6 protein-coding genes are annotated in these 13,482 nt (G+C 53.1%); 3 read left to right on the forward strand and 3 right to left on the reverse strand.

What is annotated here, in order from left to right:
- Window positions 1-787: outer membrane protein transport protein (locus VFE46_00645; protein ID HZZ26483.1), on the forward strand; the 787-nt coding region annotated here is incomplete at its 5' end.
- Between the two features lie 44 nt (window positions 788-831).
- Here the strand turns inward: VFE46_00645 and VFE46_00650 are convergent.
- A complete protein-coding gene (locus tag VFE46_00650) occupies window positions 832-1,926 on the reverse strand; it encodes a class I SAM-dependent methyltransferase (GenBank protein HZZ26484.1) in 1,095 nt (364 codons plus the stop codon).
- Between the two features lie 651 nt (window positions 1,927-2,577).
- Here VFE46_00650 and VFE46_00655 point away from each other — a divergent pair.
- Window positions 2,578-8,604, forward strand: coding sequence for a response regulator (locus tag VFE46_00655; GenBank protein ID HZZ26485.1), 6,027 nt, complete (start codon window positions 2,578-2,580; stop codon window positions 8,602-8,604).
- On the opposite strand, the gene VFE46_00660 is transcribed toward VFE46_00655, so the two are convergent.
- A complete protein-coding gene (locus VFE46_00660; protein HZZ26486.1) occupies window positions 8,586-9,419 on the reverse strand; it encodes a glycosyltransferase family 2 protein in 834 nt (277 codons plus the stop codon). The two genes, VFE46_00655 and VFE46_00660, sit on opposite strands and share 19 nt — an antisense overlap.
- A gap of 289 nt (window positions 9,420-9,708) precedes the next feature.
- Here VFE46_00660 and VFE46_00665 point away from each other — a divergent pair, with 289 nt between their 5' ends.
- Entirely contained in the window at window positions 9,709-10,815 is a 1,107-nt protein-coding gene (locus tag VFE46_00665; protein ID HZZ26487.1) for a bifunctional methionine sulfoxide reductase B/A protein, read from the forward strand.
- Here VFE46_00665 and VFE46_00670 read toward each other — a convergent pair.
- Window positions 10,777-13,224 carry a polysaccharide lyase family protein gene (locus VFE46_00670; protein ID HZZ26488.1) on the reverse strand — a complete coding sequence of 816 codons (2,448 nt, stop codon included), beginning with the start codon at window positions 13,222-13,224 and terminating at the stop codon, window positions 10,777-10,779. The two genes, VFE46_00665 and VFE46_00670, sit on opposite strands and share 39 nt — an antisense overlap.
- Window positions 13,225-13,482 lie beyond the last annotated feature (258 nt).

A 13,482-nucleotide genomic window follows, 5' to 3' on the forward strand; every position in this document is an offset into this window, starting at 1 on the left:
TCGGCTGTCGATCGGCGCAACATTGGGCGTGGGCGTCAGCTATGCCGAGTTAGAAGGCCCCTACTTTTTGCAAGGCCCGACGCTGCCCGGCCCACTGACTCAGTTGCATACGCACGATGAAGGCGCAGACTTAGTCTGGTCCGCCGCTTTGCAATATAAATTGACCGACGACACAACCTTTGGCGCCACCTATCAAAGCGCCAGTCCGTTTACATTGCACGGCAACACATATATCAACGTGTTGGCGCCGCCTCTGGGTGCATCCACTTACGATTCCACACTGCACATGGTATGGCCGGAATCCGTGGCACTAGGAATTCGTCACGATTTGTGCCCGCATCGCAGCGTTGGGCTCGATGTCATTTGGTACGATTGGGAACACTCTTTTGACCAATTTTCGCTGAACCTGCATAATCCCGGCACGCCCGGATTTCCGCCGCAAGTGAACGATCATCTTCCGCTGAACTGGCACGACAGCGTGTCGCTGCACATGGGTTACCAACAGCAATGCGACAACGGCATGACCTTTCGAATCGGCTACATTTTCAATCCCAACCCAATTCCCGACAGCACGCTAACGCCGTTTCTCCAAGCATTTATGGAGCACGGCGTCACCGTGGGCGTGGGATGCAAGGTCTGCTGTTGGGATGTCGACTTAGGCTACGTGCACGAGTTCGGGCCCACACAGCACGTAGGCAATAGCGGCTTGATCGGCGGCGACTTCAGCGATAGTGCCCAGAGCGCATCGGTCGATGCCATCGTGCTGGACCTCATCCGACAGTTTTAATCGTTAGCGGTTAACTCTCCGACGCGCCGCTAAACCCCATTTGCCTAGCTGCCGACGCTGTTTACCTGCTTCGCAACCTGGTCAACGTGTTGCGGAATTAACTTTTCTTCCGGAGTGTCGATCCGGACTATCGCAGGAACTTTGTCGCGACAGATGAAGTTGATGATCACGCCAATCGGGTCACGCGTCATCGTTACACCGCTCATGTCGTAACCAGCCGAGACAAATAGCTGCCGGCAATCGTCCGTGGTGCGCTGGAAGAAGTACCAATCAGCCAACCACTGATATTCAGTCTTATCGTACAGCTTCGTGTCTTTGAAGGCGACATACACCACCCCGCCCGGGTTTAATGACTCGCGCCAACCGGCCAACAGCGGAATCAGATATTCGTCGGGAATGTAATCGCACAGCCCGACGCTGTAGATTACATCGCTCCGTCCGAAGCGGCGGATATTCGATTCTGCCGACACCATCCGCAAGGCATTGTAGCGAATAAATCGCCCTGTAATGCCGCTATTGGCTAGCGCCGCTTGCGTTTGTGATTTGGCAAATTCGAGTGTTTCAGGATCGTTGTCGATGCAGGTGAAAGTTGTCTCTCGATCGGCGGATGGTTCGAATCCTCCTAAATACTCACGACATGAACCGCAGGCCACATCCATAACGTCGACTCGGCCACGACGCCGTCCTAACTCTTCCATGAGGAACCGTCGAGCTTCCCACATCCGGGCTGGAACCGCTCTACCCAGCGTGGTATTCAGAAAGTAGCGATCGAAGTATCCGCCAAGGCCCAGCGACTTCGCCACGCCGTCATAAATTGCCGTTAGCAGCATTGCATCGCCAGGATAGCCACGTGGCTTGGTCAACGCTCGCTGCATGCACCAACTTTTACCGAACCAGGGCCAAATGGCTTCTCGGTATCGTCGTTGCACATCCTTCAAAACAAGCGGATCGGCAGCTTCGAGTTCTTTTTCAAATGCCGCACAAACCGCTAACGAATTGTTGATGCAATTGGTCAAATTTTCGAGTATTTGATCGGAGTGCGGCAACGCGTCGGGGGCAATTTGGCGATCGAATTCCTGCAGTTGCTGGGTGAAATGAGAAACGTGATCGGAAAAGAAGGCGGCAATTTTGCAATCCATGGCGACACCGTTTGGGCAGAAAAATTAGTGGAACCGGGGTGAGCGCTCGAATGTGCACAACCCCGAAACATCGTAAAGGTCCTTGGTTCGCTGGAACTGTTGAGAAAAGTACAGGTCTTGCGAGCCCTGCAATCGTTTATGCAAAATCAAGGCACACAATGCAAGCAAATTCAGAGTTTGCTTCTCCGAAATTGGAAAAAATTAATCGCTGCAATTCAGTTTGTAGGGTTGGCGTAAACTATGCGCCCACGATGGAGCAACAATTGGTACTCGTCTGCGGTTAACCGCAAAAAAATGTCTTTGTGCGGCGCACATTTGTGTTCTCTGCAGCACTTCTAAATCACACATCGCTACTTGCAATTTCCCCCATGTAGACGGAGTAGGAAGACTTATCGTTAGAACACGTACATACATTCTTCATGATGGATCTAAATCTGTACATTGTTCGCGCGGCGCTCCGGTTCCACTCCTGAAATATGACCTTGCAGTTGCTCCATCGGTGACGAATTCGCAGCGATAAACCTACATTTGTACAGGTATTTGCCTGTGCCAGGCTGTTCGCTGTGTGTGTGCAGAATCGGAACAGGACCGCAGTCAGTTCAGCGTGAACAATACACACGCGCTGTTGAATTATCTTTTCAGGAATATCGCGTGGCTAACGCGAAGGACCAAACTAACGGCGAATCGGTTTCAGACCCAGATCGACGAATCGTGGGCTCATGGTATCAGCTGCGCGAGTGTTTGAGCGAAGCGCATCGAATTCATACGTACGCAGGTCGAAGCATTGACGATGGCCGTGAGGTGATCGTCAAAGTTATTCCCGTGGATACCGTACATCCAGGCTCTCTGATGCGTTTGGAATACGAAGCAACTCGCTTTCAGCGATTCCAAAGCCCGTGGCTGGCGCCAGTAATGTATGTGGGGCGCGAGCAGAACGATTTGCTGTTGGTCTACGAGCGCATGCCAGGCATTTCTTTGCAAAAGTGCTTAGAAATTCGGCGACTAACGATCTCTGAATCGCTTGCGGTGGGCGACGCGCTGTTTTCGGCGCTGCACGACATGCACCAGCATCGATTGTTGCACCGCGCAGTACGGCCTGCAAACATTATCGTTGCCGCAACAGTACCATTAACGACGGCCACGTTGGTTGATATTGATCCTACGCCGGCGCTGTGTTCCGACGAAGGTCCGTTGCAATCGCAATCGCTTGAAGCGGCCTTGTACCTTTCGCCGGAACAGGCAGGTTCTTTGTATCAAGATGTCACCGAAATCTCTGATTTGTATTCCGCTGGCATCACATTATTTCATTGCTTGGCCGGACGTCCTCCGTACTCCGGCAACACACTAGGCGCCGTGTTATTCGAGCACATGACGGCCGCCGTTCCCAGATTGCGCGAACTGGGTATTTCAGTGCCGCGTGCATTGGAAGAAATGATACAGCGTCTGCTTCGCAAAGACCCGCGCGATCGTTACCAATCGGCCCAAGCTGCATTGGCGGACTTAAAGGCCATCGCAGCGGCAATGGAGCGCGGTGAAGATGAGCCCGCGGTGGTTATTGGCGCCCATGATGATCGACGAACGCTCACGGAACCTGCGTTCGTTGCCCGGGCCGCCGAATTGAACGCACTGGACGAACAAATGCAGCGGGCCAAGCGCGGTGAGGGAGGCCTAATTGTATTAGAAGGAGAATCAGGCGGTGGAAAAACACGCCTGCTGACCGAGACGGCGCACCGCGCGGCAGCACAAGGCTTTTGGATGCTGTGGGGACAAGGAACAAATGATGTTGCGCGCCGACCATTTTCGCTGCTAGAAGGAGTGGTCGAAGGCTTTCTTTCCGCAGTGGAATCAAATCCGGACCTTGCTAAAACCATTCGAGAACGATTGGGCGATGAAGCGCCAGTCGTTGCCGCAGCGCTTCCTGGCCTAGCGGAAGTGTTTGGGTCGACTGCCGCCTTTGCTTCTGCACCCGAAGAAGCCGGCGAAATGCGGACGTTGCATGCGCTGACCAGCTTTCTTAATGCACTGGAGGCACAGCTACGGCCGGTTTTGGTGGTGCTCGACGATTGCCAGTGGGCCGACGAGCTAACGTATCGTTTAATTCGTCGATGGCAATCAGAATCGCGCACTGAAGGCAACTCGCATTCGGTTTTGCTGTTGGCCGCGTTTCGCTCCGAGGAAGTCGACGCCGCTCATCCTCTTAGGCGTTGCAATCCCTCCCTGCATTTGCGCCTCTTGCCATTCGACGCTAATGAAATCAAGCAATTAGTGGAGTCGATGGCAGGGCAGCTTCCCGCGGCCGTCATCGAAGCGGTCACTCGACTGGCAGAAGGTAGCCCTTTTATGGCGTCGGCGGTGTTGCGCGGACTGGTAGAATCTGGGACGCTTCAACGGGAGCCCGAGGGTTGGCGGCTCGACCCGCATCATGTTGACGAAGTACAGTCTTCGCGCCAGGCGGCTGAGTTTCTAACTCGCCGGTTGAGTTTATTACCGCAGGATGCACTGCGCTTGCTGTCACACGGCGCAGTCTTGGGAAAAGAATTTGAATTAAACGTTGTTGCAGAGTTGGTCGAGCAATCCCCAGCCCAAGCAATTGCAGCCTTGGACACCGCGCGCCAGCGGAGATTGGTATGGCTGCGACCGGACGGTTCGCATTGCGTATTTGTCCACGATAAAATTCGAACGGCTTTGCTTGAATCCTTAGAGGAATCGCAGCGCAAAAGCCTGCACTGCCGCGCAGCAAAATATCTGCAATTGCAAGCGCCCGATCGAAGCGCCGAGATTGCCTATCATTTTGATGCGGCCGGCGATTCTAAATCAGCACTTTCCTATGCGCTAGAAGCCGCGGACCAATCACGGGCACAATATTCTCTGGAAATTGCCGAGCAGCAATATCGCATCGCCGAGCGCGGCACCGAGGGCGCAACGCCCGCAGTGCGCTATCGAACGCTGGAGAAGCTTGGCGAAGTGCTCATGCTCCGCGGTGATTACGTTCAAGCGGGCGAAAAACTTCAAGCTGCAGCGGGCGCTGCCAACGATTCCTGGGATGAAGCTCAGATACTCGGAAAGCTCGGCGAATTAGCCTTCAAGCGCGGCGACATGGAGGGCGCCATTTGTCACTACGAACAGGCGCTAGGCTCGTTAGGCAGATTTGTTCCGCGCCGTTGGCTGATAATGCTGTTGCTTACCATGAAAGAAGCATTTGTCCAATTTCTTCATACGTGCTTTCCAAAAGTATTCGTACACAGGACACATCGCTTGCCGGATGAAGAGGAGCAATTGACGCTGCGATTGCTTAGTAACTTGGCTCATGGATGCTGGTACTGCCGCAGCCTGTTGCATGTGATGTGGGCGCATTTGCGAAACTTGAATTTAGCAGAACGTTTTCTCCCAACGTTGGAATTAGCGCAAGCGTACGCAGAACACGCGCCTGGTCTTACCTTGGTCGGATACTTGAGCCGGGCACGGGCATACGCACAAAAATCATTCAACATCCGACAGAGCTTTGGCGATTGGTCAGGCCAAGGGCAATCGTTGCATTACTATGGTGTGGTGCTCTATGCCGGATCACACTATCGGCAGTGCATTGAGAAGTGTCGTGATGCTATCCGCTTGTTAGAGCGCACCGGCGATTACTGGCAGGTCCATATTGCGCGGTATCAAATTGCTGCTTCGTTATATCGCTTGGGCGATTTGCAAGGCGCCCTGGAAGAATCGCGATTGAATTACCAATCGGGAATTGAATTGGGGGATGAGCAAGCCTCTGGAATCAATTTGGATATTTGGGTGCGCGCCACGGGCGGCGCAGTGCCAGAACAAATCTTGAAGCCAGAACTTGCACGCCAACGACATGATGCCCAAGGAAAAGCACAGGTGCTGTTCGCCAATGGAATTCATCTCCTCGGGACCAGCCAGTTGGCTGCAGCGCAACAGCAAATAGAGCAAGCCATTGAAGTCGTTGAAGCCGCTGGAGTGCGTAACGCCTACACATTGCCGTACTGGCCTTGGCTGGCCGCAGTGTTTCGCCTGCAGGCAGCTCAGCTAGAAGACCTGACTTCGCAGCGTCGAATTCAACTTTTGCAGCAGGCAGAAGCTGCAGCAGGAAAAGCAATTCGCAACCGCTGGCTGTGCAAAAACGATGTACCGCATGCATATCGCGAATTGGGATTGGTCATGGCGATGCGCGATCGGCCTAGTAAAGCGTTCCCCTATTTCAAAAAAAGCCTGACACTTGCTAAGCGGCAAAATGCCCAGCACGAATTCGCGCAAACCCTATTAGCCCAGGCCGAATTAGAAACGGAATTGGGCCACCCCGATGCGGTGCCGCATAGGTCGGAGGCACAGGCAATTCTAGGAGAATTACGCGTTTATGAAGTCGACGGGAGTGTTTCCGGCCCAACGCAGCAACTGGCTAGCCTTTCGTTGGTCGATCGATTTGATGCTGTGCTCGATTGGGGGCGACGAATTGCTTCCGCCTTATCACCGCCGGTAATTTTGGGGGAGGCCCGTGTTGCATCGCTGCGATTATTAAGGGCCGAGCATTGCATTGTGTTGCAAATTGTGAATCAGGAGGGACAACTTTCATTCGTGCCAGCAGCAGGGAATATTCCTGGTGCTTGGGATGAGTCCAAAATCACCGATGCGCTGCGGACCTGTCGGGCAGTCGCGTTTGTGGAAGAAACTGATCTCAAGGCTGGGAATCGGAGTGATTCCGGAACCGATCGCTCAGCATTGTGTGCGCCATTGTATGTACGCGGAGAGGCCATCGCTTGCTTGTATGTCACACATGAACACGTGCGAGGATTGTTTGGGGCCGATGAAGAACGATTAGCCGATTACATCGCCACGATTGCCGGAGCTGCCCTCGAAAACGCGGCAGGATTCGGCCAGTTGCAAGCATTGAATGAGAACTTGGAGTTGCGCGTGAAAGAGCGTACTGCGGCTGTGGAAGCCAGGTCGCAGGAATTGGCGGTGTCAAATCAGGAACTAGAACGGCTGACTCAGAAGTTGCTGACGGCTCAGCAAGAATTGACGGTCGCCAAACAAGCTGCGGAAGCTGCTAGTCAAGCGAAAAGCAGATTCTTGGCGATCATGAGCCACGAAATCCGCACGCCAATGAACGGCGTGATTGGCATGACAGAACTAACGCTAAATACTCAGCTTTCACATCAGCAACGATCACAATTAACCGTGGTCAAGGATTCCGCCAGCGCCCTATTGGCTATTTTGAACGACATTCTCGATTTCTCGAAGATTGAAGCCGGACGATTAGAACTTGAATCCATTCCGATGCTTCTGCGCAATGTGGTTGAAGATGCAGCGCGATTATTTGCTGTCCCCGCTGGGCGCAAAGGATTGGAATTGATTTGCCACGTGGAGCCGGATGTTCCAGACAGCTTACTCGGCGATCCAAGTCGTCTACGACAAATTGTTTTGAATTTGATTGGCAATGCCATCAAATTCACCGACGCCGGAGGAATTTATGTGCGGGTGGGGTGCCGGGAGCACGTCGACAATCGTTACGTACTGCACTTTTCGGTCCAAGATACCGGCATCGGCATTTCCCAAGAGAAGCAGAATTCTATTTTCGAGGCGTTTCGGCAAAGCGATACCTCAATGACCCGTCGCTATGGCGGCACCGGCTTAGGCCTTTCGATTTCATCACAATTAGTTGCGTTAATGGGCGGTCGTATTTGGGTGGAAAGCCGACTGGGTGAAGGGAGTGCGTTTCAATTTATCATACCCTTGCAATTGGCGACCGTTGGCGAAGAGCCGTCGCCCGCTTGGGAATCAAAAACTATGCGGCGTGCTGTTCTACTGTGCCGCAACGTTCACGCGCGCGAAGCTTATAGTGCCATTTTGAAGAATTGCGGGTTGGAAGTGGATGCTGTTGACCCAGCAGGCGACATTGTGTCGAAATGCTTAGGCAACTCCGAAGACAGAAAGCTAGCTGATCTATTGGTTGTCGATATTTCGGCAGCCGAGCCGGTAGAGCTTGACCAAGTGGAAATTTTGCAGCGAGAGTTACATGCCGCTGTGCCGATTGTCGGCATCGTGGCGCCGGTCGCTCGTATCGATATTACTCAGCGGTGCCAAGAATTGGGAATTGAACCCTGTGTGACGAAACCTATCAAGGCACAAGAGCTGAAGTCCGCATTAAAAAGTGTATTTGCTCCTGAGAACGAAAAGGCGCTGGAAACGATCAGTAGTGCGCCGGATTCCGCAGCCCAGGCTTTGCGCATTTTGGTCGCCGATGACAGTCCAGTGAATCAAGAAGTGGCTGCTGGATTGTTGGAGTTGCATGGACATTATGTGGAAACTGTGAACTCTGGACGCCAGGCAATCGACCGCTGGCGGCAGCGCCATTTCGATTTGATCTTAATGGACGTCGAAATGCACGATTTGGACGGATTAGCCGCAACGGCAGTCATTCGCCAGCAGGAATCGGGAATCAGTAATCGAACCCCAATTATCGCGATGACGGCACACGTTATGGATGGATTCAAGGAACGTTGTTTGGCGGCCGGCATGGATAGCTACATTTCCAAGCCATTTCAGCCGGAGGAGCTGTTCCGCATCATTAAGACCGTTTGTTTGCAAGCTAACCGCGCGGAAACGTCACCACTTAGTGAGCAAGCGCCGCCAGAGCTCCTTTGCCGTGATCAATCGGCAAAACCGTAGCGGAGAATGTACCAGAGCGCCTTTACTCCATCGCGCCAGCCGATTTTTTTGCCCTGCTGGTAGGTACGACCGGAGTAACTTACCGAAAGTTCAAACACCCGAAATTTCCGCCTGGCAATTTTTGCGGTTATTTCGGGCTCAATGCCAAATCGATTTTGCCGCAATGCCGGCAGCACCGCGGCCAATGCTTGCCGCGAAAAAACCTTGTACCCGGTTTCCATGTCGGTCAAGTTAAGGTTAGTAAAGCAATTGGATAGCAGAGTCAAAAGCCGGTTGCCCGCATAATGCCAAAAGTACATCACCCGATGGGGCTGATCTCCCAAAAATCGGCTGCCGTACACAACGTCGGCTAGGTTTTCCACAATGGGCTGCAACAACCGCGGATAATCGGCCGGGTCATATTCCAAATCCGCATCTTGCACAATGACAACATCGCCGGTGGCGCGAGCGAATCCCGTTCGTAAGGCGGCTCCTTTTCCTTGGTTCTGATCATGCAGCAATACTAGCAGTCGATTATCGTGGTCTTCATTGTTCTCTTGTTGCAATTGCTGAAGAATATTGCGCGATCCATCGCTGCTGCCGTCATCGACCAAAATAATTTCTTTCCGCAAGGGCGAATTTCTGACACGATCGACCAATGCGCGGATTGTTGCGGCCTCGTTGTACATGGGAATAACCACCGACAGCACAAAATTAGCCGGAAGCTCGTAAAAGCCGAGTTGCCGGCAGCCCGCCTCGCCCAACAAGCGCCGCAGATGTTCGTACCATTCCCGCGTGTATGGTTTACAATCCGAAATAGGCAGATCCATGTGCATGCGGAGCAGCTCGGCTACAATCTCAAAACCGTCTCGGCAATCGGGGATTAGACAACTTTAATCATAGCTTATCGGTCGAAAGCTAAATGCGCGACAGCGGGAATAGTTTCCGCTTTTCAATGAAGTGCATCAAGTAGCAGAATTCAAGCAGAGCTGTCATGGTCGGCGCAGCATCGCTTTTCCACATTTTCCCGGCTGATTAGCCCATGCCTGTGATGTGCTGGTTGAAATTGCCGGCCTCCCACGCAACAATTCATCGAAACGTGACAATTCACAGGAGGATGAAACAATGGTCCGAGTACACGTCTTCAATCGAAATGGTGAGCTCGTTGGGCCGGTTGAATCTCCCAAGCTAATTCTAAGCGAAGCGCAATGGCGCCAGCGACTTAACCCGGAGCAATTCGAGGTGTTGCGCAGTTCATCCACGGAACGACCGTTTTGTGGCACGCTGCTAGATAATAAGATGAAAGGCGTTTACACCTGCGCAGGCTGCGGGTTGCCCTTGTTTTCGTCCGATGCCAAGTTTCACTCCGGCACCGGCTGGCCGAGTTTTTTTCAACCCATCGCCAAAGACAACGTCGCCGAAAAGTCTGATTACAGCTATGGCACGAGTCGTACGGAAATTAATTGTGCACGCTGCGACGGGCACTTGGGTCATGTATTCGACGATGGCCCCCGACCTACAGGCCTTCGGTTTTGCTTAAATTCGGCGTCGTTAAATTTCACCGCTAGCGAGAAGCTTGCCACGTTGGCCGATCCTTTAGCCTCGCAAATGGAAAAACAAGATTTGGCCAGTAAGAACGATTTGCGTGAAGACGATTCACAGGGCTCAAATGAATCGGCCACTGCTGTATTCGCCGGTGGTTGTTTCTGGTGCACGGAAGCGGTATTTGAGCAACTCGATGGTGTTAGCGACGTGGAAAGCGGCTATTCCGGCGGCAAGCCAGAAACTGCCGACTACGAACAGGTTTGCGAGGGAAATACCGGCCATGCCGAGGCAATTCGCATCACGTACGATCCGCGCCGCATCAGTTACGATCGTTTGCTCGATGTGTTTTTCGATGCCCACGATCCGACGCAGTTAAATCACCAGGGCAACGATTACGGCACGCAATATCGCTCGGCCATTTTTTATGCCGACGAGCAACAGAAGCAACTGGCCCATGCGAAAATCAAACAATTGAGCGATGCGCATGCGTTTTCCAGGCCAATTGTCACTACGTTGGAGCCGCTCACAGCGTTTTATCCGGCGGAAGAATATCATCAAGATTATGCCCGCAACAATCCTTTGCAACCTTACGTCCGAGCCGCAGCCATTCCGAAGGTTTGTAAAGTTCGCGATAAGCATCCGGGCCTGTTAAAAAAAGATTCGCTGGCCAGCGGTGCGAAAACGTAATGCCCACGGCGCCGCGCGGGCCCGTTTCCAAGCATAGCTCAACGCCAAAACGCTGCCGCCGAGGATTAGCAGCACAGCAGTGCCCGGCTCGGGAACTGGATTTGTGGAACCGCCTCCCGATAGCAACAAATTGAGAAGTGCTTGCAGATCGGCGTTGTTTACCGTTCCGGAATTATTCAAATCGCCGATGGTCAACATTTCGACGCTGGTGAGGCCGTGGGCCGATTGATAATTGGGCAAATTGACGAGTGCGTTTAGCATGGCGTTGATGTCACTCGCATCGACGTGGCGGTCACCGTTGAAATCGCCCGGTAGGACATTGCCCGCCGTGTTGTTGGCATCGACTTGGGAATTCGACCCGGTAATGTATTCATAATCATGCCAGCCGGTAATGCTGGGATCGGCCGGTGTATTGGTAATTTCCATGCGCAAGGCATCGTACATCACGCCATCCGTTGTACTAACGCTAAACGTAAAAACATTGTCGCTGCCATTGGCATTCAAATCAGAGGTCGGGAATTGAAAAGCCAAAAACTGATAAACTCCCGCGTCGCCGCTGCGGGTCATGGCATCGGCAGAAACGGAAATGGGCGTGCCTGTCGCGCCGCCGGAGTGCCACGTTTCGGAATGGCCGTTAAGTGCGACCGTCAAACTGGCTTCCACCGAGGCCAACCCAACCGAAAGCACTGCATATTGTCCTTGCGCTTTTTGGGTCGCGGTGGTGGTGAAATGTACTTCCCATGGTGAGCCTGTGTAAGTGCCTGGGCCGCCTCCGGCTGTGACATACGCCGGCGCAATTTTGGAGTAGTCATCGGTGGTCCCATTGCTCGAATCGTACAGTCCCGGATTGAATTTTTGCCATTGATTGGCAATCCACTTATTGGGGTCGTTCGTGGCCGGAGTGGAACCTACGGTCGTGGCGTAATACACCACCTTGCCGGGGTTGCCCAGTGCTTGTTCTTCCGCCCAATAATCGTAGGCGCCATAGAATTGCCTCAGGTCCCCACCGGAAACGACGCCGGGGTTGGCGCTGGTGGCGTGGCCGTTCAGGAATTCATTAGCCGAGCGATTTGGCGTGCCGATGGTCCAAATGGGCGCGGCGGCGCCGAAGTTCTCTGGGGTAAACTTGATGCTGTTAGAAAGATTAAGCTGCTGGCTAGTTACTTGGATGTTGTCGTAGCGTGTTTCTCCCCACTGCCCTAATTCGTACAAAGATAACCGATATGTTCCCGGCACAATGCTGGAAATGCTCGCTGTACCACTGGCGGAAAGTTGTGCCCAGTATTGATAGCCGGTCGTCGATTCTTGAAAGCTCTTTCCGGGATCCGCAAGCACAATCGTGTTGTTGTTGGCATTACTGCTCCAACCGGCCGCATTGGGAACCGCTACCTGCAGCTTGCCGCGCTGCGAAGTAGGAGTATAGCCCGTGCTAATGAGCTCCGAGTCGGTATCATAATCGGCCTGTAAGGTCGACATGCTGTTGACGGCATCTTGATAAAGCTGAGCACCGTTCTCTCCACTGATCGGTGTAAAACGGAAGGCGTACGGTCCAAACAAACGTGTTGTATTGACTCCCTGGGTGGGCGTGTAGCCGTAATTTGGATCGCCCGTTCCGTAATGATTGGAAAGAAATTCGATCATGGAAATATTGTTGGTTAACATCAAGTTTTGCTTGGTCGGACCGCCGGTCATCGTGTCTTTCGAGGTGAATAGCGCCGAGACTGCGTATTGCGACCCATACTCGGTTGTGGCCTGCAAAAACTGCATGTAAGCGGAATAGTCGTACTTGGTGTAACTGTTCGTTCCCCACGCGCCCGCTAAGCCGCTCCCAGTTAAATCGGTGGTGGCGTCTTGCACCGTCCGGCCAGCCTGCGCGCTGACCGTTTGCATGTTGGGGGAGCCGTCGGCGGGGTAAAAGGGCGGCAAGGTAGAAGTTTGCACGCCAATGTTGTTGGGACCCACGTTTACCTGATAAGTGTTATTAAACAGCGAAGTGTTGACGCGTGCTAAAAACTGTCCTTGGCCAACGCCAGTGGCCGGGTCCGTGGAGGAATGATTCAGCACCTCGTAACACACAATGTCCGGATCGTTGTTGAACATCACGTAATGAAACGAATACGTAATCGGATTTGTCGTGCCGGAAGACTGCGTGGTCGTCCAAAAATCGATGTAATTACTCGTTTGCTGAAAACTGGCCGTCGTGGGGCCCGAACCAAATGGCGTGCCGGCGAACTCCGGATAAAGCTTGGAGTTATTTGGGTCGAGAACGTTTCCGCTATTGCCGATGGCCACGCTCGTGAGATTGGCGTTTGTCGAGTTAAACTTCACCGTTAAATCGCCGTTGGCAATGGTCCAGGTGGTGCCGCTGGTGCCCGAAATGCTGATGGTTGCCCAACATGTGGAGGCCATCCCCACAACAACCAAGCCGAAGACAAATCCCCGGGCAAAAGCGATTTTGGGAAGCCAGCGCGCAAGAAGTCCCCGCGCGCAACTTAGAGTACATGCTTGGTTCCGGACGGTCATTGCCGTTCCCTCCTCCCGGCACTTTCAACCGTGACGCCTTAAAGATTGCAGACTCACGGTTTGGTCTTAGTATAAAGCCGCTGATCTTTGAGGTCCAGCAAATGTTTGCTACGGTTAGTTGAATTCAACCTTCCAAGTTATTTG

The sequence above is a fragment of the Pirellulales bacterium genome (assembly GCA_035656635.1).
In the GTDB taxonomy this organism is placed as follows: domain Bacteria; phylum Planctomycetota; class Planctomycetia; order Pirellulales; family JADZDJ01; genus DATJYL01.